Origin of the sequence: Citrobacter sp. R56 (assembly GCF_016811995.1) — a bacterium.
In the GTDB taxonomy this organism is placed as follows: Bacteria; Pseudomonadota; Gammaproteobacteria; order Enterobacterales; family Enterobacteriaceae; genus Citrobacter_D; species Citrobacter_D enshiensis.
On record NZ_CP069159.1, the window covers coordinates 2,708,206 to 2,729,947 of the forward strand.

The 21,742-nt window shown below is 50.5% G+C and carries 23 protein-coding genes; 8 read left to right on the top strand and 15 right to left on the bottom strand.

Annotated features, from left to right (window positions below; all coding sequences use genetic code 11):
* Positions 1-55: 55 nt before the first annotated feature.
* Positions 56-967 (bottom strand): LysR substrate-binding domain-containing protein, encoded by a 912-nt coding sequence (locus JM656_RS12880; protein ID WP_203358133.1) that lies wholly within the window; start codon positions 965-967, stop codon positions 56-58.
* A gap of 185 nt (positions 968-1,152) precedes the next feature.
* Here JM656_RS12880 and JM656_RS12885 point away from each other — a divergent pair, with 185 nt between their 5' ends.
* Both JM656_RS12885 and JM656_RS12890 read left to right on the top strand, forming a co-directional pair.
* On the top strand, positions 1,153-2,352 hold the full coding sequence (locus JM656_RS12885; protein ID WP_203358134.1) for an MFS transporter: 1,200 nt from the start codon (positions 1,153-1,155) through the stop codon (positions 2,350-2,352).
* 2 nt (positions 2,353-2,354) lie between these two features.
* Entirely contained in the window at positions 2,355-3,527 is a 1,173-nt protein-coding gene (locus JM656_RS12890; RefSeq protein ID WP_203358135.1) for an amidohydrolase, read from the top strand.
* Between the two features lie 565 nt (positions 3,528-4,092).
* Here JM656_RS12890 and JM656_RS12895 read toward each other — a convergent pair.
* Both JM656_RS12895 and JM656_RS12900 read right to left on the bottom strand, forming a co-directional pair.
* On the bottom strand, positions 4,093-4,938 hold the full coding sequence (locus tag JM656_RS12895; RefSeq protein WP_203358136.1) for a hypothetical protein: 846 nt from the start codon (positions 4,936-4,938) through the stop codon (positions 4,093-4,095).
* Positions 4,899-5,207, bottom strand: coding sequence for a hypothetical protein (locus tag JM656_RS12900; protein WP_203358137.1), 309 nt, complete (start codon positions 5,205-5,207; stop codon positions 4,899-4,901). Before JM656_RS12900 ends, JM656_RS12895 begins: the two co-directional genes overlap by 40 nt.
* 570 nt (positions 5,208-5,777) lie before the next feature.
* On the opposite strand from JM656_RS12900, the gene JM656_RS12905 reads away from it, so the two are divergent.
* The gene (locus JM656_RS12905; RefSeq protein ID WP_203358138.1) at positions 5,778-6,890 is read left to right on the top strand and encodes an oligosaccharide repeat unit polymerase; all 1,113 of its coding nucleotides are present in this window, start codon (positions 5,778-5,780) and stop codon (positions 6,888-6,890) included.
* 13 nt (positions 6,891-6,903) lie between these two features.
* On the opposite strand, the gene JM656_RS12910 is transcribed toward JM656_RS12905, so the two are convergent.
* The 3 genes from JM656_RS12910 to JM656_RS12920 form a co-directional block, all read right to left on the bottom strand.
* Positions 6,904-7,317 (bottom strand): hypothetical protein, encoded by a 414-nt coding sequence (locus tag JM656_RS12910; RefSeq protein WP_203358139.1) that lies wholly within the window; start codon positions 7,315-7,317, stop codon positions 6,904-6,906.
* Between the two features lie 743 nt (positions 7,318-8,060).
* On the bottom strand, positions 8,061-8,537 hold the full coding sequence (locus JM656_RS12915; RefSeq protein ID WP_203358140.1) for a hypothetical protein: 477 nt from the start codon (positions 8,535-8,537) through the stop codon (positions 8,061-8,063).
* 61 nt (positions 8,538-8,598) lie between these two features.
* Complete coding sequence (locus JM656_RS12920; protein ID WP_370552335.1) at positions 8,599-9,843, bottom strand: host specificity factor TipJ family phage tail protein; 1,245 nt, start codon at positions 9,841-9,843, stop codon at positions 8,599-8,601.
* A gap of 240 nt (positions 9,844-10,083) precedes the next feature.
* On the opposite strand from JM656_RS12920, the gene JM656_RS12925 reads away from it, so the two are divergent.
* A complete protein-coding gene (locus JM656_RS12925; protein WP_203358142.1) occupies positions 10,084-10,383 on the top strand; it encodes a tyrosine-type recombinase/integrase in 300 nt (99 codons plus the stop codon).
* 336 nt (positions 10,384-10,719) lie between these two features.
* Here JM656_RS12925 and JM656_RS12930 read toward each other — a convergent pair whose 3' ends face one another.
* From JM656_RS12930 to yobA, 3 genes are read right to left on the bottom strand one after another with little or no spacing between them, the layout of a single operon-like run.
* Positions 10,720-11,058 (bottom strand): YebY family protein, encoded by a 339-nt coding sequence (locus JM656_RS12930; RefSeq protein WP_203358143.1) that lies wholly within the window; start codon positions 11,056-11,058, stop codon positions 10,720-10,722.
* A gap of 16 nt (positions 11,059-11,074) precedes the next feature.
* Entirely contained in the window at positions 11,075-11,947 is an 873-nt protein-coding gene (gene copD, locus JM656_RS12935; RefSeq protein ID WP_203358144.1) for a copper homeostasis membrane protein CopD, read from the bottom strand.
* 2 nt (positions 11,948-11,949) lie between these two features.
* Entirely contained in the window at positions 11,950-12,324 is a 375-nt protein-coding gene (yobA, locus tag JM656_RS12940) for a CopC domain-containing protein YobA (RefSeq protein WP_203358145.1), read from the bottom strand.
* A 137-nt stretch (positions 12,325-12,461) separates the two neighbouring features.
* On the opposite strand from yobA, the gene JM656_RS12945 reads away from it, so the two are divergent.
* The 3 genes from JM656_RS12945 (at position 12,462) to exoX (ending at position 14,140) form a co-directional block, all read left to right on the top strand.
* Positions 12,462-12,692 (top strand): DNA polymerase III subunit theta, encoded by a 231-nt coding sequence (locus JM656_RS12945; RefSeq protein ID WP_162383786.1) that lies wholly within the window; start codon positions 12,462-12,464, stop codon positions 12,690-12,692.
* A gap of 106 nt (positions 12,693-12,798) precedes the next feature.
* Positions 12,799-13,455 carry a carbon-nitrogen hydrolase family protein gene (locus JM656_RS12950; protein WP_203358146.1) on the top strand — a complete coding sequence of 219 codons (657 nt, stop codon included), beginning with the start codon at positions 12,799-12,801 and terminating at the stop codon, positions 13,453-13,455.
* 22 nt (positions 13,456-13,477) lie between these two features.
* Complete coding sequence (gene exoX / locus JM656_RS12955) at positions 13,478-14,140, top strand: exodeoxyribonuclease X (RefSeq protein ID WP_203358147.1); 663 nt, start codon at positions 13,478-13,480, stop codon at positions 14,138-14,140.
* Here the strand turns inward: exoX and ptrB are convergent.
* The 4 genes from ptrB to yebG all read right to left on the bottom strand — a co-directional run bounded on the left by ptrB (position 14,137) and on the right by yebG (position 17,752).
* Positions 14,137-16,197 carry an oligopeptidase B gene (ptrB, locus tag JM656_RS12960; RefSeq protein ID WP_203361287.1) on the bottom strand — a complete coding sequence of 687 codons (2,061 nt, stop codon included), beginning with the start codon at positions 16,195-16,197 and terminating at the stop codon, positions 14,137-14,139. The genes exoX and ptrB overlap by 4 nt on opposite strands.
* An 87-nt stretch (positions 16,198-16,284) precedes the next feature.
* Positions 16,285-16,944, bottom strand: a complete 660-nt coding sequence (locus JM656_RS12965; RefSeq protein ID WP_192611902.1) for a tellurite resistance TerB family protein — start codon at positions 16,942-16,944, stop codon at positions 16,285-16,287.
* A 95-nt stretch (positions 16,945-17,039) separates the two neighbouring features.
* Positions 17,040-17,396: a protein YebF gene (yebF, locus tag JM656_RS12970; protein WP_203358148.1), complete on the bottom strand. Its 357-nt coding sequence runs from the start codon at positions 17,394-17,396 to the stop codon at positions 17,040-17,042.
* Positions 17,397-17,461: 65 nt separating this feature from the next.
* Positions 17,462-17,752 carry a DNA damage-inducible protein YebG gene (gene yebG / locus JM656_RS12975; protein ID WP_192611900.1) on the bottom strand — a complete coding sequence of 97 codons (291 nt, stop codon included), beginning with the start codon at positions 17,750-17,752 and terminating at the stop codon, positions 17,462-17,464.
* A 131-nt stretch (positions 17,753-17,883) separates the two neighbouring features.
* On the opposite strand from yebG, the gene purT reads away from it, so the two are divergent.
* The gene (purT, locus tag JM656_RS12980; protein ID WP_203358149.1) at positions 17,884-19,062 is read left to right on the top strand and encodes a formate-dependent phosphoribosylglycinamide formyltransferase; all 1,179 of its coding nucleotides are present in this window, start codon (positions 17,884-17,886) and stop codon (positions 19,060-19,062) included.
* A gap of 61 nt (positions 19,063-19,123) precedes the next feature.
* Here purT and kdgA read toward each other — a convergent pair whose 3' ends face one another.
* Complete coding sequence (gene kdgA, locus JM656_RS12985) at positions 19,124-19,765, bottom strand: bifunctional 4-hydroxy-2-oxoglutarate aldolase/2-dehydro-3-deoxy-phosphogluconate aldolase (RefSeq protein ID WP_162383794.1); 642 nt, start codon at positions 19,763-19,765, stop codon at positions 19,124-19,126.
* Positions 19,766-19,802: 37 nt separating this feature from the next.
* Positions 19,803-21,614, bottom strand: coding sequence for a phosphogluconate dehydratase (edd, locus tag JM656_RS12990; RefSeq protein ID WP_203358150.1), 1,812 nt, complete (start codon positions 21,612-21,614; stop codon positions 19,803-19,805).
* Positions 21,615-21,742 lie beyond the last annotated feature (128 nt).

Consider the following 21,742-nt stretch of genomic DNA (forward strand, 5'->3'; position numbering starts at 1 on the left):
TGTAATTCGATAATAAGCATACACCTCTGTTAAGGTGACCCGATTTACTGTGCCGCTACAACCAGTTATACCGAGTGCAATGATCGCGCAAGAGATCGAGAAAACGGCGAGCCGTGTTGGTGAGGGGCGATTTTTGTGACCAGAGTACGCAATATTGTGCCTGCGGCAGGTTGTCGATCGGCAATATTGCCAGCTGTTGTTGAAACCAGATGGAACGCACCATCGCTCTGGCAACCACCACCAGATACCCCGTCTCCAGTACCATATTCATACCGCTAATAAATGAGTCAGTATGTACTGCTGGCGTGATCAGATGCTGATAAAGCTCACTCCATTCCATCTGTACCTGTTGGTAATACCCCATATCCGTTTTTGGCAATATCCATTTCGCCTCTGTCAACTCACCGAATGTAGAAGACCGGGACAGCGGATTATCTTTGCGAGAGATAATGCAAAATTCGGCGCTAAACAGTGGCTCACAGATCAAATCATCGAGCGGCAATTCCGGGCTGACGGTACCAACGGCAAAGTCCAGTCGCCCTTCCCGCAACGCAGGCAATAGCGTAGAAAGTTGTGCTTCATGAATGAATACATTGGATTGTGAAAAGGATTGGCGAAACGCATCTACCAGCGCAGGTAAGACAGTGAGGGAAAGTAGTGAGGAGCAACCAATTGCCACACTGCCTTGCTTAAGCTGATCGAGTTGTTGAATTTCATGAGCGGCGCGCTGGAGTTCTTCAAGAATCAGCTGCATACGTCGTGAAAAGGCCTGCCCCGTTTCGGTGAGTGTCATTCCATGAGTGCTGCGAATGATTAACTGGGTTTGCAATACCTGTTCCAGTTCCCGAATAGTACGACTCACCGCCGGTTGCGATTGCCCAAGCGCCCGCGCAGCCCCTCGAATGCTGCCACTACGAATCACCTGCTGAAAGACTTTCAACTGCTGAATCTTTGGTAAGTAGCGCATCCTGAGCCCTATCAGAAAAAAACATCACCGATTAAAAATTAGTATCTTATGCCCCTTCAATAAAGTCGATAATTTCGATGGCGCAAGCACTTGTTATCAACATCATAAAGTGACGTAAGTCACGCAAAAACAGACGCCACCCTATTCGTTGGTTTTCCGGGTGATAATTAAAAGGAATACATCCGATGAAAAATCGTTCGTTGATGGTTTTTTTGCTGTTTATGGGTTATGCCGTGGTTTATCTCGATAAAACTATTATCGGCTTTGCGCTGCTACCCATAGAAAAAGAGTTTCATTTACTGCCTGAGCAACTCGGTTATATCACCGGGATGTTTTTCCTCGCTTATTCGTTGTTTCAGGTTCCCGCAGGTTGGCTAAACGATCGTATCGGTTTTAAGAAAGTCCTCTGCTGTTCTTTGTTATTGTTGGGCGGATTTGCTCTGTGCTTTGGCTTGCTGGGCTTCAGTTTGGGTCTGCTGGTCACTTTTCGTTTCCTTTCCGGTATGGGGCACTCAGGTTATCCAACGGCGTGTGCCAAAGCTGTCGTCGCTAATTTTCCTCTTGAACAGCGCACGTTTACCCAATCGATTCTGCTCTCTTCTGCCGGGCTGGCGATGACCGTCGGGCCGCTGATCGCCGTCTATGTACTGGCGCATCTTGGCTGGCGTGGCTCATTTTCCGGGCTCGGTTTGGTCGCCTTCACCATCATGATAGCCGTCTTGGTGCTGGTGCCAAATCCGCCTAAAACAGCAGATGAAAAATCCGCGGCAGCGGCGGTGAGTTATAAAGGCTTATTGAAAAACCCCATCGTTATCCTGCTGTTTATCTCGATTTTTTGTATCAACATCCCTGCTTATGGCCTGTTGGCCTGGTTACCGAAATTCCTCGTTCAGCAACGAGGGATGCCAATAGGTACCTCCAGCCTGGTCGTTGCAGCGGGTGGCCTTGGGATCTGGATTTCCTCACTCGGTAGTGGCTGGCTGGTCGGGCGCTACCTGCAAGGACGTGAGCCCCTGTTTGTCTGTTGCAGCTCGCTACTCAGCGCATTGTGCATCTGGTTAGTATTTATCAGTCAAACGGCTTTGGTTTCCAGTGTGTTCCTGTTTATTGGTTATATCTTCCTGATGGGTTCATTTGTCACCGTCTTCACGCTGCCAATGAAACGCCTGCAGACCGAAGTCATCGGCGCGGGCATGGGCATGATTAACACTGGGGGAACACTCGGGGGCTTTATCGCACCGATTGCTATCGGCTATTTAGTCACCATCAGCGGTAATTACACGACGACCTTTATTTTTTTAGCCATGGCTATGGTGGTTTCCGGGTTAATTGTTTTACCGCTGGCGGGCAAATCACGTCACCAACTCTCACCTGAAGGAATCTGAAAATGAATGCTGAACAACTCATCGCTGACGTGGAACAGGACGTCCTGACATGGCGTCGTCATCTCCACGCCAACCCGGAGCTGTCGTTTCAGGAGCATAAAACGGCCGACTATATCATCGAGCAGCTTACACGCTTTGGCGGGCTTAAGATCAGCCGGCCGACAGCAACGAGTGTGGTCGCGTATCTGCAAGGCGTTGCAGAAGGTCCATGCTATGCCTTACGTGCGGATATCGATGCCCTGCCATTGCAGGAAAAAAATGACGAACCATTCTGCTCGACCAACCCCGGGGTAATGCACGCCTGTGGTCATGATGCCCACACCGCGATGCTGCTGGGTGCCGCGCGTGTGTTGTGTCAGATGCGGGAGCAATTAAAGGGGTCTGTCTGTTTTATCTTCCAGCATGCGGAAGAGTTGCCACCGGGCGGTGCACAAGAGCTGGTTGATCTCGGGTATCTTGACGATGTGAGCATGATCTTCGGACTCCATGTTTTCCCGACGGTCCCAACCGGGATCGTCAACATGAAGCAGGGGATTTTCAGCGCCGCCTGTGACAACTTCGACATCGTGATTCAGGGCAAAGGCGGCCACGGCTCGACACCGCAGTACTGCATCGATCCTATTGTGATTGGCGCTGAAGTTGCAACGTCATTACAGAATATTGTCGCGCGTAAAATCGATCCGCTCACGGTGCCGGTGTTGAGCATCACCACTTTCCAGGCCGGAGCCAGTTATAACGTGATCCCCGATAGCGCACGTCTGGCGGGGACGCTGCGTACGCATAACCGTGAGGTTCGTGAGAAGGTACCACAACTGGTGGAACAGACCGTCGCAGGTATCTGCCAGGCCCATGGAGCAAGCCACAAAATTAGCTGGACACGGGGTTTTTCCAGCGGCGATAACCATCCAGATGCGTGTGCTATCGCCCGCCAGGTGGTGGCTGACGCGTTGGGGCCAGACGCTCTGGAGGAGGTTTATACTCCACTGTTTGGCGGGGAAGATTTCTCGTCATATCAGGAGAAGCGGCCAGGTTGTTTTCTGTTTATCGGCTGCGGTAATGACGCTATTGGCGCTACCCATGGCCTGCACAACCCCTACTTTAAACTGGATGAGGCCGCCTTGCAGGTGGGTGTAAAACTGCATGTAGGCTTTATTCGTCAGCTATTGATGCGTTAATCCATAAGATCTGGCCCATCAGGCATTTCTGTTGGGCCAACTTGAACACATCTCATACCATGACTGGCCGAGCGAATGTACGAGAAAGAATTCGGGAAGGATTTTGCACAAAAGCCGCTGGAGCATAAGCCGGGAAAATGGCAGAGAAGAACCCGAATACCAGAAAAAAAGAGTATGTGATGATCGGTTTTTTTTCGGCGTAAATGAATTGTTAATGTTAATGTCGGGTGGTATAACGGAAAAAGACCGGATATTGAAATTCGGGATAATTTCGGGATCGAGCTGTTCCGGTTGTTCCCCTCCTTTCAGAATTCATCTATTCCAAAAATCTATCCCCCACACTACTGTACAGACTCCTTTAAGTCATTACCGGTGCGCACCACTTTTTCTCAGCAGCTATAACCCTTCCGCATTCCCTTGATGAGAGTCATCATCGTCCGTAGGTGGGCTCGGTATCGGTGGGCGAGGCTGTATTGTCTCCACTATTTACCCCCAACATTTTGCAGCCCCTCTACCAGCATTTTGTTCAGTGCCCTTCAATCCGGCGTCTGATAAAAATACGGGATCAGGTTGGCGTTCTGATATAAAAACTGCTGTTCTGCGATAGAGAGCCCATAATTCTGGATTGCCGGCACTTGCGGCTGTACGTACTGCTGCTGGGGTACGAACTGCGGCTGTTGCGGTGACTGTTGTGGCAACATGCCTGCATATTGCGGAGCATTCTGCATAACCCACTGGCGAACAGCAGGGTCGTAAAGGTTGAGCCCGGTAAGCTGATTTTGCGCGGGTAGATTGGAATACGGGTACATGCCAGTTCCTCTTCATCCAGATCCAGAAAAACGGCCCCGGAGGGCCGGTTTAAATCGCTTACCGTTAAAGTCGGGTTTGCGGTCTGCGGGCCGGTAGTCGTCACACCCGGGTTTCCCACCAGTACTTTCTGTTTGGTCGCTTTTGCCCATTGATTGCACTCAGCAACACCGTGATGCAGGAAAGCCAGTCCCTGAGCCTGCTGCTGGAATTGCAGTTGGTTCTGGTTCTGATTGTTAATCATCTGGATTTCCAGGCGGTGATCGTGGTCGCGACCCTGACGCAGTTCTACGATGGTGTTCTCTGCAACCGCCAGTTGACGTGACAGATTCTGACGATCGATAGAGTTAATCAATTCGTGGGTTTTATCGCCGTCATCACGAATCGCGATTGCGGTAGCCAGCGTTACGGAGGTAACAGCGGTATTAACGTTCTGAATGGCGTTATTCAGGAAGAAAGTTCCGTTCTGAGTCGCGTCTTTTACGCTGTTAATTGACTGCTGCAGCAGTAGGGTCTGTTGCAGAGTGGTCAGGGTAGATTCAGCGGTCTGAGTCTGCAGAGCAGTCAGGGGGACGGTAGCCTGAACGTTACCGACAGACTGCAAAATAGCAGTACCAAGAACTCGCTCACCACCCCATCCCCACTACCATGGCCGCAATAACCACCACCGCCAGATATAGTCATAGGATAAGGAACGCCTTTAATTTCAACTTCATTCTTGCATGGATATTCCATTTCAGAATTCCCCTCCTCGTCATGTTTTGGCGAATCAGGCGACATATGCACAGCAGATGAATCCGGGCCAGCCGGACGGGTCGGTTTCAGTTTCTCTGTGTATTCGCCGTCATAATCGCCACCTGTCAGCTCTTGCATATCCACCTCCACTTCAGGTGATAATACTGTATATATAGACAGCAATCAGGAGGTCTTTGGCGGCATTCGCAGATACTGTGACGAGAGCCATCACGGTTTTTTAGGCGGAGATTTCATGGCAAAGTTACGGCGGCGGTAGGACTTCATCTGGCATGATCGGTTGTGATAACGCTGGAATGGATGCTTCTGGCAGAGTTCATTTCTGCATCTGTCACAGATGATTGTGCGAAGCATTAGACCTCCAGGTTTGTTAATTTTTTATGTAATTGATGTCAAGCTATAATTAGCAGTGTATATAAAAACAGTATTAATGCGAGCAGGTTGAATCAAGTACAATCTCTTATCATGCTATTTTTTAGGCACAGATTATCATATCTATATGATATACTTATACTATCATTGGATTTTATGAAGCATTGATTTAGTTTTCTTCGATATTTTAGTGCACATACGATATGATCCTTCGTCGCTGGATTTTGAGGGTTGTGATGAGCATATCAACTGAGGGTGCAGTCTTTATAGGTGTAGTAAGTGGCCTGTTGATTATTTACTTTAAAAAGAACGATAAAGATGAATAAAACAAATAAATTTTATATTACATTGATTATCATTGAGATAGTATTTGGTGGTGGCGGTCGTCTTTTAGACCCTTTAGGTATTCCACCACTTAGATATGTACTATTTGCTGCCGCGTTGGCGTTATTTATTTTGAATGTATTAACAATGAACTCCTCACTAGGAAGAAGCACTGCAATAACAATGATAATGCTTGTAGGACTTCCAATTTACGGGGCATTTGTTGGGACGGTGAACGGAAATTTAACTTCTGATATAGCTTTTGATTTACAGCCGTTTGCGTATATGCTTATTTCGCTATATGTCTGCACTCAGAGCGAAATAATTACGAGTTATTCAGTTGAATGCTTTATAAAGACCACTAAGATCTTCAGTATCATAGCGTCATCACTTTACATTTTTTATATAGTAATGCTGAAGGCTGGTATGGTGAACTTCCCATCATTCTACAGCACACTATCACTAACCTCAGAATTCTTCTTTAGGCCTAGCGGCGCATTTTTTGCAAAATCATTTTTCTTCATAGGTATTGGAGCCATATTTTTCTTTATCGAAAAAAGATATTTTCTTTTCCTGCTTTCTATTTCAGCACTTTTTTTAACAGAAACGAGAGGTGTGTTTCTTTTTGCTGGAATATCGATGATGATCGCCAGTTTGAGGATTAATGGTGCAGTGAAAAATGCTTTATACATAGGTATTGCTGTTGCCGCAGGATTTGCTCTTATGGTAGTTGTTGGTGATAGGGCTGGTGATTCTGATTCAGTAAGGATAAACGACTTCGAATTTATCATAAAAGAAATGAATGGTCTTTATTCTGTGTTTGGGCATGGATTTGGATCTCAAATTCTTGATAGAGGAAGAATAGAAGTAGTACCTCTTGAGCTTCTGTACAAAACTGGGCTCATCGGTATTATTTTATCTATATTTCCTCTATTTTTATTGTCGATTAGAACGCTAATAAAGAAATTTACAACAAGACAATTGCAAATAGTTTGTGCGCTGATTTTTTCTGCTGGAGTTTCTATTACAAACCCATTCCTTTACACCCCGATGGGGATTTTTGTGATAGCGATGGCGATAAATTCAAACAAATTGGCCAAGGGGTAACCCTTGGCATTTATTATTTAGTGGCGGTAGTAAATGTGTTGTAGGTGATACTCCCTGATCCTGTCTTGGCGATGTTCACTGCTGGTACAAATGGCTCGTGACAGGTAAGAACTGATGCGCCTTGAGCTTCTATAGCGTTTGTAACAGTTCTGATATTGTTGGTAGACGTCCTTACTTCTGGGCAATCAAGAGCAACTATACCCTTTCCGGCAGGAACACTACTGCTTAGGCTATTACCTGAAATAAGTAATCCTGAACATGAGCTTGCTTGTATAGCAGGAACCGCTCCGCTCATAGAAATGATGTTATTAGATACATTGCTCAACAGGCCTGTACCTGATAAAAAGATCCCTACAGGTGATGCTGCCTGAGGTGTTCCTGTATTACCACTAACAAGCATCCGGTTTGCATTGATGATTTTTATCATGGCCCCAGTTTCACGGAAGGAATTGTTACATACTTGACCACTCACTAATGATGCGCCGCCAAGTTACGGATTGACCAGAATGCAGGTTTCAGTGGCCATATCATAGAATGAGTTGTTATAGCAAACGATTGGTTCACAGGCACTCAACGCTACCGCCCAAGTACCGATCCCGGTAATAGTGCCGTAAGAATTGTCCCTCATCGCATGGTGTATGTTGTTAACCTATCTAAGGTTTTGAACGTTCTGAATGGTAATGCTCTTATCTCTACCCATAAGTATAATACCATCAACATATCCGTAATTTCTCTGTGCTTCATTAGTTGATGATGCACGCATGGATATTAATCCGCTACCTGATACAACTGCATCACTATTTAGTGATTCTATTAGAGGCAACTAAAACACCACCCCTAATTACAAATTATCTATGATTACCTGCAAGGTTTAGCTCATAATTTCTGCTACCGTATATGTAATTTCCTTCAATCCCAAGAAATTGATAACACCCACCATTCGAGTCTGAATTTATACCAGCGAGAAGATTATTAAGAATAACATTATTTCTTATGAAGATTATTGCGCCTGCATAATTGTGAATTGAAATTCCAGAGTATAGATTGTTAATCAAATAGCACTTTCCAAACCAAAAAGAATCACATACTGCCCAATTCGATGTACCAGCAGGATCATTTGCAGTATACATATAGTTACCGCTTGCATCTGCACCTGTTACTGATTTCCCCCTACTGCGTAATCAACCTGAAGGTGCGACAACTCTGATGCAAATTCTGCTCACACAAGGTGAATAACCATATTATTTGCACCGCAACTATCAACTGTATACAACCAAATAGATTCTGTATGGATATCCTCAATAAGTATATTCTCGCCCCTCTATTGCATCGCCAAACGACTTTACCGCCAACAAGAAATGCACCGTCCCAGCGGTAATAATCACCAGTTGCCTCATAGCGAAGAACCTGATTAGGAAGTGTTAGATTGTTCCCATCTTCAAAGCTGTCCATTGTAATGTAGCCAAAATTAGCAATAGCAGTATTGGCATCCTGCTGAATTCCCCGCCATGTCTTCAGATTATTACCGGAGCGGTCTTTCGTAGTTGTCTGCTGTGAGTGAACAATCTCATCAACAATCTGTGCGTTGTCGCTGAAGTCTTTTACTTCGTTAGATAGAACCGGATTATTAGTGTTATATCGGGACATGAATTTCTTCCATAAAAAAAGCCAGCACGATGGCTGGCTTTGGTGGGTAGCAACTGTTAGGTCACATGTAGTCGAATTCGAACATGCGTTCGTCGTACTGAGAGAGTGAGATTTTTATCTGCGTCGGGTCTTCGCCTGATGATTTCTCCGTTAGCACGAAGTCCATCGGATCAGATGCCACTGATGGTGTGAGGATAAACCTCGAACCAAGCATCGAGTTGATGTTGTCGGCGGTGTAGGCGTTGTGAAAATCAGCCTGAAACGCGCCGGGGTTTCCGGTTACTGGCGTTGCGGTGATCCACGGCGACGGATAACCATACGGATCGGTAATGCTGACCCTGTACGTTTTCCCGGCCTCAAATATCAGGGTTTCTGACGTGGTGAAGATATCGCCATTAATCTGCAATATCTCACCACTGGACACCGCTTCATCATAGACATCAGCCCACCGGACGCGGTCACCTTTCTGGACAAAGTTCGCATCACTGAGGGCGACATCTTCAACGGCTGTTCGCTGGTAGATAAGACGCCTTGCCTCGAGTTGCGCGCGGTTCATCGCCTGGTCTTTATTGCGGCATCCGGCCAACTGGATTTTGTAGGGTCGTACGGAACCCTCTTCCAAAATCGTCTTGTTTGCCGCATCAATGCGCAGTCTGATGTACGCCTTTTTATCGGTGCCATCATCATTGGCGTCAGTTGCATCGACCCACTCCAGCTCTATGCCGTCGAAGCTGGTCGGAAGATGCCCTTTATATTGCAGAGTGCCGCCAGTTTCGTCGTTAGCGAGGTTTCTGGCGTCGAACTGCGCTGAGATGATGTCCTTCTTCTCTTCTCGAACGAATCGCCATTTAATCCCATCCCTGAACACTGTCACCCTGGCGGCGTTGCAGATACTCTGGAGCCGTTGTCCGAGCGAAATATCTTTATCGTCAAACGAGAAATCGAACCATCCAAGACGTTCATCTTTCGCCTTGATTGATGCGCTGATGGAATAGAGTTCCTCCATATCTAGCTCGTTCGGATCCCGTCCAGCTATCGCAACAAACGAATGAAGCACCGCGTCTGCAAAGTCACGGCTTGGGTTAAGTGTGTTGACGACCTGAGAACCATTCCACGTAATCGTCTGGCGCGTCACCTCCGCGTTGAATTTACGTTCCTTAATGCCGACAGCCTGCTCTGTTGCGGTAGTCACGCAGCGGATCAGCGTATCCTCAACGACAACGTTATTCCGCACCTGGACAGAGTAGACCTCTTCCAGCTTTGCCTGGTCCGTGAGCTCGTCGTATCCGTTGTTGGTCCTGATGATGCGGAATGCATACCCTCATCGCGGATCCGAATGTACCGATTGAATGCGGACTGAACCTCTTTGTCCATTGGGCTTTAATTTTGAATGATTCACGCTTGACCTGGCGACGCTGGTGCCCTTCCTTCTCTGCCTGATGCCTTTCTCTGATGCGTTTAGCCTCTGCTTTTACCTTCTCTTTAGCGAGCAATTCGAGTGCATAGATGGCCCCATGCTCCGAGCAGCACCAACGGATATTGTCATATGCATGGTAAAACCACTCGTTGCAGACTTCATGCTTTACTCATCAGTAAGAAGAGGGGCAGGAAACCGGGTCCATTAACTCCAGACGGATTGACCCAGGCGTTTTCAGATATCCGCGACTCAACCGACCTTAAGTTTGGGGCCAATCCTCCTCCGTTCCATGAGATCAGGAGCCTGGCGAGCAGACTGTACGAAAAGGAGCGCGGAGAGGAATTTGCACAACGATTGCTGGGCCACAAAAATTTAACAATGACCAAAAAATACCTGGACGCACGCGGTGCAGAGTATGTTATGGTTTAGACAGGATATGGAAAATTCGAGTAATTTTCGGGGGATTTCGGGGGAAGACCGAAAAACACCTTATAAAACATATACATAAAAAGAGACCGAATACGATTCCTGTATTCGGTCCAGGGAAATGGCTCTTGGGAGAGAGCCGTGCGCTAAAAGTTGGCATTAATGCAGGCTAAGTCGCCCTGCCCTTTAAGAATAGATGACGACGCCAGGTTTTCCAGTCCGTGGCTAAAGTGGCTGGAAAAAAAGGATGCTTGTCACCCGCTACAACGTAAAAACCGCAAGTTCTTCTGCGAGAAACTTGCGGTTTTTTATTGGAAATCAGAAAGATATTTCTGACAATTAACAGAGTTTTTCCGCTCTTTCAATAAACGGCGCCAGGCTCATTTTTTCCCCTGGCTTCGCAGGATCGTCAATCTGAATAATGGTAAGAGGCTGAGCATTGGTTTTTCCGCTGCTTACCTGCTGCTGCGCGATAGCATTGAGCGGGTATTGCACCAGCGTACTGGGGTTGATCACATACAAGGCATTCCCCGCCCGACACGTCAACATCACTTCTTCACGGTTAAAGGCCCACTTGTCTTTACCAACTTCAAAGCGGCTTACGGTGATCACCTGGGGTGCTGCCATTGCTGCTGTGGAACTTGCCAGTAGTAGCAGAGAAAGAATCATTTTTTTCATACGTTTTGCCTGTCCATCAGAATGGTTCCAGGGTCGCAAACAGGCTGACAATGGCCAACACGACGCCCCCAATTCCCCATTCAATTTGAGTCATCCAGATAAACCAGAGATTCGCGCGGTGATTTTCTTCGCGCATCCGTGGTACGAGAACATACCGATTCGTCAGCGCAATTGCCACCATTAGCAGTACTAGCGCAATTTTTAGTACCAGTAACTGCCCGTACGCGGTATGCCATGGCGCAGTAAATCCAGTAATAAACAAGAGATTAAAGATACCGGTCAGTAGCACACCCGCCACAAACGCGTGACCATAACGGGAAAAACGCATCATGGTGTCAATGGCCTGTTCGCGCCAACGGGTTCTTGCGATGCGCATACAGTAGATAACGGGCAGCAGCCCGCCAAACCAGGCCGCCGCGCAGATCAGGTGCAGGGCGTAGTTTGTTTTGACCAGCCCGCCCAGCACGCCGTGATGTACGGCGGCATGCCCCACGCCCGCGAGGAATAGCAGTTGGCCCAACGTGAGGATAAGCAGCAAACGCGGCAAATTACGCGGCACAATCAGAACCACACCCAGCGTGACAAAGGCCAGGATAATCTGCCATAGCCAGACGCCGCCAAATTGCGTTTGCAGGACTGCGGCCCATACGGGAACGGAAAAGACATCCGGCCAGCCGGAACCCATTAATCCGCCCTGAACCATAAACATCAGCGCAGCGCTGATAAAACTCCACGTCGCGGCATGTTGTTGCAGGCGCAGGAAACGGCGCGCCATCAATCGGCGAATCGAGAACGGCGCCAGCCATGCGCTATACAAAGCACAGCCGAACACCAGCATCAGAGCGGTAAAATGGATAAATCTGAGCGCGACCCAGGTGAACGTCAGCATAGTTACTTCACGCTAAAGGTGTATTGCCCTTTGGTTTTATGCCCGTCCACCGAGACGACATGCCAGTCCACCGTGTAAGTACCTGGGGTCATAGGCTGGTCAAGTGGGACAATCAGTTGTTTTTCATCCTGTTCGTTGCGCTTCGCTTTTTGCGTTTTAATGATTTCCTGCTTTGCTCCCGTGATCGTTGCCCCGCTGAACCCCGGTTCAATACCCTCAGAGAAATTCAGCGTGATGGCCTGCGGAGCAGCTTCAACCGCTGCATTCGCGGCTGGATATTGGTGTGTTAAATGCGCATGGGCCCAGGCGGTAGGAGCGACTAGCGTTGAGACAAGAAAGATGAATGCATAACGCAGCGATGGGGCAGAAAAAACCATATCAAATATTCCTTTTTGTTATGTCTAACCCTATGAGAATAACCTTCTATAATGATTGAGTCGAGAATCATCAATTGTGGCTTGCCATTGGGACGGGGAGTTAGTAACTTTTGCGCGCACTTGATGAGGAGAAGCGCATGAAAACAAATCTGGCTCTACTTGAACAGGCTGAAATGGATAAGGTCAACGTCGACCTGGCCGCTGCGGGCGTGGCGTTTAAAGAGCGCTACAACATGCCGGTCGTGGCTGAAGTTGTCGAGCGCGAGCAACCAGAGCATTTACGCGGATGGTTTCGCGAACGGCTGATCGCACACCGTCTGGCCTCCGTTTCGCTTTCACGTTTACCTTACGAGCCTAAAGTTAAATAAAGCTTATATAACGTTACACTTCCTTACATGACAATTGCTACAGTATAAGTGCATTCTTAATGCCTGATTTAAGGATGATTGTAGACACTATGAAAAGGAAGTCATTATGTCACACTGGAAAATCGCTGCAGCACAGTATGAACCCCTACAGACCAGTCTGGCGGAGCACGTCACGCACCACCTGAAATTTATTGAGAAAGCCGCCAGCCATCGATGTGAATTGTTGGTATTTCCTTCCCTGTCGCTGCTGGGATGCACCGATCAGGATGATTCACTGCCTGCCCCGCCCGACAGCGCGTTATTACAACCTTTGGCTTACGCCGCCGCTACGTACCGCATGACGATCATCGCAGGTTTGCCGGTGGAGCATCACTCGCGTTTCGTTAAAGGCATTGCAGTGTTTAGCCCGTGGATCTCTTCGCCGTTAACCTTTCATCAAAGCCATGGCGCCTGTATCGCCCGGCATTTAAAGACCATCAGCGTTGTCGACGAGCAACCTGAAGGCATGGATATGGATCCGGCGTTTTCGCTGTTCACCACCGGTCAAAGCGTGAGTGAGCCAAACCTGCTGGCCTCCACTTCCCGATTGCAGCGCTTCTCGCATCAATTCGCCATTGCCGTTTTGATGGCAAATGCGCGCGGAAGCAGTGCATTATGGGACGAAAGCGGTCAGCTTATCGTCCGTGCTGACCGCGGTTCGTTATTGTTAACAGGTCAGCGTACCGCACGGGGCTGGCAAGGTGATATCATTCCACTCCGCTAAGCGTTTTGGTCAGGAGCCTCCCATGTTGCGCATTATAGATACAGAAACCTGTGGCCTGCAGGGTGGAATTGTTGAGATCGCGTCAGTTGACGTCGTGGATGGCAAAATAGTGAATCCCATGAGCCACCTGGTGCGTCCTGACCGCCCCATTAGCCCGCAGGCTATGGCTATCCACCGCATTACCGAGGCCATGGTGGCTGACAAACAGTGGATTGAAGACATTATTCCGCTCTATCACGGAAGTGACTGGTATGTCGCGCACAACGCCAGTTTTGACCGTCGCGTTTTGCCGGAGATGCCCGGCGAGTGGATCTGCACCATGAAACTCTCCCGCCGGTTATGGCCGGGAATTAAATACAGCAACATGGCGCTGTATAAATCACGCAAACTGAGTGTGCAGACGCCGCCAGGGCTTCACCATCACCGCGCGCTGTATGACTGTTACATCACGGCAGCTCTGCTTATCGATATCATCAACACCTCAGGCTGGTCGGCAGAACAGATGGCCGATATCACCGGTCGCCCTGCGCTTCTCACCACCTTTACGTTTGGCAAGTATCGCGGTAAGGCCGTTTCTGAAGTGGCGGAACGCGATCCGGGCTATCTGCGTTGGTTGTTCAACAATCTTGACAGCATGAGCCCGGAACTGCGTTTAACGCTAAAACACTATCTGGATAACGCTTAAACGTCTGCCTGTCCGGGCAACGTCCCCTGCGCCAGCGCAATCAGGAAAGCGAATTCCAGCGCCACGCCTTCATACGATTTAAAGCGTCCTGATTTGCCGCCATGCCCGGAATCCATATCCGTACACAGCAGCAGCAGGCGCTCATCGGTTTTGAGTTCCCGCAGTTTTGCCACCCATTTGGCAGGCTCCCAGTACTGCACCTGGGAATCATGCAGGCCGGTGGTGACCAGAAGATGCGGGTAGCCCTGCGCGCGGACATTATCGTAAGGGCTGTAGCGCTTCATGTAGGTGTAATATTCAGGATCCTGCGGGTTGCCCCACTCTTCAAACTCCCCGGTGGTCAATGGGATCGACTCGTCGAGCATGGTGGTTACCACATCCACAAACGGAACCTGCGCAATCACGCCGTGAAAAAGTTCAGGCCGCTCATTAATCGCAGCGCCCATCAGCATTCCCCCTGCGCTTCCCCCCATTCCATAGCACAATGAAGGCGAACCGTACCCCAGATTGACTAAGGCGTCACAAACATCCAGATAGTCGTTGAAGGTATTTTCTTTTTTCAGAAACTTGCCATCTTCGTACCACTGTTGTCCCAGTTCACCGCCGCCGCGCACATGCGCGATGGCGTAGACAAAGCCCCTATCCAGCAGACTGAGTCGACTGCTGCTGAAATCGGCATCCATGCTGGCACCGTAGGAACCATAGCCATACACCAGCAGCGGATTATGATGCCTGCGAAAATGCTTTTGATGGTAAACCAGTGAAACTGGCACCTCAGTGCCGTCACGGGCGGTTACCCACACGTGTTCACTGCGATAATTCGCCGCGTCAAATCCTGGGACATTGGTCTGTTTAAGGACCCGTCGCTCACCGGTGTCCATATCCAGTTCAAATAACGTATCCGGCGTCGTCATTGACGAGTAGCCATAGCGCAGGCGTGAGGTTTCCGGTTCGGGGTTGTAGGCAATCCAGCTCACATAAGCCGGATCGTCAAAAGCGATCCCCACCACTTCACCTGTTTTACGGTTTATTTGCCGCAGACTGGTCAATCCGCGCTGACGTTCTTCCACCACCAGCCAGTCGGTGAAAAGCGTGAACCCTTCCAGCATGATGGTCTCTCGCGGCGGGATCAGCGCTTCCCAGGCGTTTTCATCACGGACACGCGTGCGGTACAGACCAAAATTTTTACCCTGCCGATTTGAACGCAGATAAAACGCATGCTGGTAGTGATCGAGGCTGTATTCATGATCCTTACGGCGCGGTAAAAACACGAACGGTTCAGCGTCGGCAAGCTCCGCATCGATCAGGCGTACTTCACTGGTCGTCGCGCTGGCGAGTTGGATCACCACATAATGCTGCGACGTCGTTTTATGCAGACTGACATAAAACATATCGTCTTTTTCTTCGTAGACCAGGTCATCGCTGGATGTCGGTGTTCCGACCGTATGACGCCACACCTGGTATGGCAACAGCGTGACGGCGTGTTTACGCACGTAATAGAAGGTCTGTGAATCATTCGCCCACACCAGCTCCGGCTCGACATTATCCAGCAGTTCCGGATACCAGTTGCCGGTTTCCAGGTTGCGAAAGCGGATCCCATACTGGCGGCGGGAGAGATAATCCTCTGCCAGCGCCATAAGGCTGTTGTCGGGGGAAATCGCGAGCCCACCCAACGTATAAAACTCGCTGTGTGCCGCTCGCTGGTTGCCATCCAGCAACGTCTCCCATTCATCCCACTCTTCAGTGAACGCGGATTGCCGCTGGTAGATGGCGTATTCGCATCCCGGCTCATAAAGATGTCGGTAGCGATAGCCATTCTTTATGTAAGGCGCGGAGACATCCTGAGGGGGGATCCTGTCGATAATTTCTTTCAGCACACGCTCCTGGAGCGCTTGCTGAGAAGCCATGACCTTGTGCCCGTAGGCATTTTCCTGATGCAGATAATCCAGCACATCTGGCTGCGCACGGGAGTCGTCGCGCAGCCAGTAGTAGTTGTCGATTCGGGTGTCGCCATGCACGGTCATGGCGTGAGGAATTTTGTGCGCTTTTGGTAGCATGTCATTGTTCTTTTGCAATATACACTCTATAAGGTGTGGCAAAAGTTACGCGCAATGCAAGCGAAACATGCGACTTCGCAAAGTGGATTAACCCGGCAACGCCTGTTTTTGTTGTTGCAGATCCCGCTCAATATCTTCCCGGACGTCCTGCGGGATCTTCAGGGCATCGCCCAGCGCGTTGAGGTAGCTGCGCTCCATAAAGTGGTCAATATCGATTGCCGCACAGCTCAGGAAGTAAATTTCCAGCGCCTCTTCTTCATTACGGATCCCCTGCGCCAGTCGCTGCGGGTCGAGCGGTTGTTCAATGGCGTGTTCAATGAGTTTCCGCCCCTGTTCTTCCACACCGGCTTCACGCAGTTGTTGTTCAATGGCCGCGCGCTCTTTCGCATCAATATGCCCATCGCTTTTTGCCGCAAAGACCAGCGCCAGAATCAGTCGCTCGGTACGCACATCAAGCGGTGTGCTATGTGTGCCAAACTGCGGTTCATCCTGATGCGCCGTACGGACTTTATCTTTGTACTTATTCCATAACACCGTACCAGCGACGGCGCCGCCGCCCACCAGCAACGCGCTGGTGCCGTATTTGGTCAGTAATTTACGAGACGATTTATTGGCGACCAGTAAACCCGCCAGGCCGCCTAACGCGCCAGGAACCAGCAGTTTACTGAGACCCTGATCACCAGAAGACGATGAAGAAGACCCTTTTTGCCCGAGAAGAGATTGTAATTGGTTCAACCAGTTAGCCATGTAGCCCCCTCAAGTACAGACGATTTGTCGTCAAAGCGTACCCGAGGGGATGTCAGGAAGTGTCTATATCCGCAAAAGATGCGCAAATTCGGTGATTAGCGCAATTGGTACTCCGCCTTTCCTGCGCCGCAATCGACGCTCACCTGATAGTGGAGATCGGCGCTTTTACCGCGCGCGGTCAGCGGCACTGACCATTTACCCTCTTTGCCCACAATGTCCTGCGCATTTACCCATACCACCGGATCGATTTGCCCCAGCGTTTTTTGATCATCAGCCCAGCGCACAATGCGGTTTTGCTGATAATCACGCTTTACGCTCGCGGCAATACCTTCAGCATCCAGACCTTCACACTTTGGAAACGTCACCGATTTGCTGTCGGGATTATTAGCGGCGAAGACCGATACGCTGGCGGATAACAACAGCAGGCTCAACAGCGCTCCTCTCTTATTCATACTTTTCTCCTTAGCACATGATTCAGGAAAAGCATGGTACAAAACGTCAGGAGCGCAAGTCAGATTCAGGCGGCCTGGGTATCTTCCTCTGCGGACGCCGCGTTATCGACGGCCTGTGGAGAAGGTAATTTGCCGGTTTTCAGGATCGTACTCAGCACATCCTTCTGTTCAGCCAGCCAGAGAGACAGCGCTTCGCGTTGTTCGTCCTCCAGTGCGACCGGAGACTGCTCAAGCCACGTGTCGAGCAAATCTGCTGTATCGAGCATTTTGTCGTATGCATCGGCTTCCTTTTTGCTGGTAAAAGACATCTTCTCCTCACCTTCCCGAATGACTACGTATTTAACTTCAACCGCCATTTTGCAGCCTCTCAATATACCTGTATTTTTGTACAGTATATTACTTTTCGGCATTGAAATCAACCTGGCAATAAAGACAGACGCAAACGTTTTCGTATATACTGCGCCCGGATAAATCAGGGGATATTTTTATGACGTTATTAGGCACAGCGCTGCGTCCGGCAGCGACGCGGGTGATGTTATTGGGTTCAGGCGAACTGGGTAAGGAAGTGGCGATTGAATGCCAGCGTTTGGGCGTCGAAGTGATCGCCGTCGATCGCTACCCCGACGCGCCAGCGATGCATGTCGCTCACCGTTCGCATGTCATCAATATGCTGGATGGCGACGCGTTACGCCGCGTGGTTGAACTTGAAAAACCGCATTTTATCGTGCCGGAAATTGAAGCGATCGCCACCGATATGCTGGTAAAACTGGAGCAGGAAGGGCTGAATGTCGTCCCCTGTGCCCGGGCGACCCAATTGACCATGAACCGTGAGGGGATCCGTCGGCTGGCTGCAGAAGAACTGGCGTTGCCAACCTCCTCGTTCCGCTTTGCAGACAGTGAAGCTACCTTCCGTGAAGCCGTGGCAGAGATCGGTATTCCCTGTATCGTTAAGCCGGTAATGAGCTCTTCGGGTAAAGGGCAAAGTTTTATTCGCTCTGCCGGGCAACTGGCGCAGGCGTGGGACTACGCGCAACAAGGCGGTCGCGCCGGTGCGGGCCGGGTAATCGTCGAAGGGGTGGTGAATTTCGATTTTGAAATTACGCTGCTGACCGTCAGCGCCATTGATGGCGTCCATTTTTGCGCCCCCGTCGGCCACCGTCAGGAAGATGGCGATTACCGCGAATCCTGGCAGCCGCAGCAAATGACGCCGCTGGCCCTTGAGCGAGCGCAGGAAATTGCCCGTAAAGTGGTGCTGGCGTTAGGCGGCCACGGCTTATTTGGTGTCGAACTGTTTGTTTGCGGCGACGAGGTTATCTTCAGCGAGGTGTCTCCCCGTCCACACGACACCGGGATGGTCACGATGATCTCTCAGGATCTGTCGGAATTTGCTCTGCACGTTCGCGCCTTCCTCGGTCTGCCCGTTGGCGCGATTCGCCAGTATGGCCCTGCCGCCTCGGCCGTTGTCCTGCCGCAGCTCACCAGTCAGAATGTGTCGTTTGATAATGTGCAGGCGGCGGTTGGCGCTGGTCTGCAGGTAAGATTCTTTGGGAAACCAGAGATCGACGGCACCCGTCGCCTGGGCGTCGCGCTGGCAACTGGCGTGAGCGTTGAAGAGGCCATCGCACGCGCGAAAGACGCCGCCGCTCAGATAAAAGTCAGCGCATAAAAAAACGGGCCAAATGGCCCGTTCAGGCAAAGCCCGGTGGTGTACCGGGCTTTTTATTCACTTACTGTTTCGCGCCTTCTACCGCTTCGCGAGCCAGTTGAGTAATGCGGTCGTAATCACCCGCTTCCAGCGCATCGGCCGGAACCAGCCAGGAACCACCGATACACAGCACGCTTTTCAGCGCCAGGTAATCACGGTAGTTAGCCGGAGAGATACCACCGGTCGGGCAGAAACGCACCTGAGAGAACGGACCCGCAATCGCCTGCAGCGCTTTGGTGCCGCCGTTGGCTTCCGCTGGGAAGAATTTGAACTCTTTCAGACCGTAGTCCATACCCAGCATCAGTTCAGAAACGGTGCTGATACCCGGAATCAACGGGATCGTCCCTTCGGTTGCCGCTTTCAACAGAGGCTCGGTCAGACCCGGGCTAATGGCGAACTGCGCGCCCGCTTCAGTCACTTCTGCCAGCTGCTGCGGGTTCAGTACGGTACCCGCACCGATAATCGCGTCTGGCACTTCTTTGGCAATCGCGCGGATAGCATCCATCGCACATGCGGTACGTAAGGTCACTTCCAGAACGCGCACACCACCTGCAACCAGCGCTTTTGCCATCGGCACCGCGTGTTCCAGTTTATTCACCACAATCACCGGAACTACCGGGCCCGTGGTCAGGATTGCTTCCGCACTTGTTTTCCAGTTTTTCATCAGAGTTTTTCTCTCGCCTGATTACAAAATTTTCGTTTTAAAAAGTGATACAGGTTGCGCCCTGCTCCGCACCGGAGAGTTTTTCGCGCAACGCGCTGAACATCTCACGTCCTGTCCCTACTCTTGATGAGCTCAGATCCGGGATGTGAGGCTGGCGAGCGGCAAGTTCCGCTTCATCGACCAGCAGAGTCAGTTCACCTGTCTGTCCGTTCACACGAATGATGTCGCCATCGCGCACTTTCGCCAGTAACCCACCATCGTAAGCTTCCGGCGTGACATGGATTGCTGAAGGCACTTTACCTGAAGCACCGGAAAGCCGTCCATCGGTAACTAACGCAATTTTGAAACAACGGTCCAATAATACACCAAGTGGCGGCATGAGTTTGTGCAATTCTGGCATTCCGTTCGCTTTTGGTCCCTGATGGCGTACGACTACCACGCAATCACGGTCCAACAACCCGACCTCAAATGCCGGTAATACGTCGTGCTGGCTCTCAAAGACAATGGCTGGCGCTTCAATGACCTGGTTTTCAACCGGTACCGCAGAGGTTTTCATCACTGCACGCCCCAGGTTGCCGCTCAGCACTTTCGTCCCGCCGTGGTGCGAGAACGGCTTATCAAAGGTGGCGATAACATTGCTATCAAGAGACTTCGCCGCCCCTTCACGCCAGTCCAGCTCGCCATTGTTCAGCCACGGTTCCAGGGTATAACGAGACAAGCCAAAGCCCGCCACGGTGTTGACGTCTTCATGCAGCAGGCCCGCGTTCAGCAGTTCACGCATCAGTACAGGCACCCCGCCCGCCGCCTGGAAGTGGTTAATGTCCGCCGGGCCATTCGGGTAGAGGCGAGCCATCAGTGGGACGACATCTGAAAGGTCGGAGAAGTCATCCCAGTTGATCACAATACCGGCGGCGCGCGCCATTGCCACCAGGTGCATGGTGTGGTTGGTTGAGCCGCCCGTAGCGAGCAGCGCGACAATACCGTTCACCACCACTTTTTCGTCAATCATTTTACCGACAGGCATCCATTCGTTGCCGTTGCCGGTCAAACGCGTCACTTGACGGGCTGCCGCCGCGGTCAGTGCTTCACGCAACGGCGCATCGGGATGCACAAAGGAGGAGCCCGGTAATTGCATCCCCATAAACTCCACCACCATTTGGTTGGTGTTGGCGGTACCGTAAAACGTACAGGTGCCTGGCGCATGGTAAGAGGCGGCTTCGGATTCCAGCAGCGCCATGCGGTCAACCTTACCTTCGGCATAAAGCTGGCGAATACGAACTTTTTCTTTATTTGGCAGGCCGCTGGCCATCGGCCCAGACGGCACGAAAATGGACGGCAGATGACCAAACGAGAGCGCCGCCATCGCCAGCCCCGGGACGATTTTGTCACACACGCCGAGGAACAACGCCCCATCGAACATGTTGTGCGACAGCCCGACCGCCGCCGACATGGCAATGACTTCGCGGCTCAGGAGTGACAGTTCCATTCCATCCTGGCCCTGGGTCACACCATCACACATCGCAGGCACGCCGCCCGCCACCTGACCAATCGCATTCGCCTTGTGCAGCGCTTTGCGGATAATCTCAGGGTAATGCTCATAAGGCTGGTGCGCAGAAAGCATGTCGTTATAGGAGGTAATGATCGCGATATTGTTACGCAACATGCTTTTCAGCGACGCTTTATCGTCGGGTTGGCACGCCGCAAATCCGTGCGCCAGGTTTCCGCACGCCAGCTGGGAGCGGTGAACCGTCGACGTTTTCGCTTGCTCAATACGGGCAAGGTAGGCAGAACGTGTCTTGTGAGAACGTTCGATAATACGTTGTGTTACGCGTAACAAATTCGGATTCATAGAGGCTCCTAAAATTTATCTGTCCGGGCCGCAGGATTACCAATGTGTTTCATCAGGGTTAAATAATGCTGAAACGCTTGTAAGCCGTAGCTCAGGGGCAAAATCGTTTCAGTCAGTGTAATAAAAAA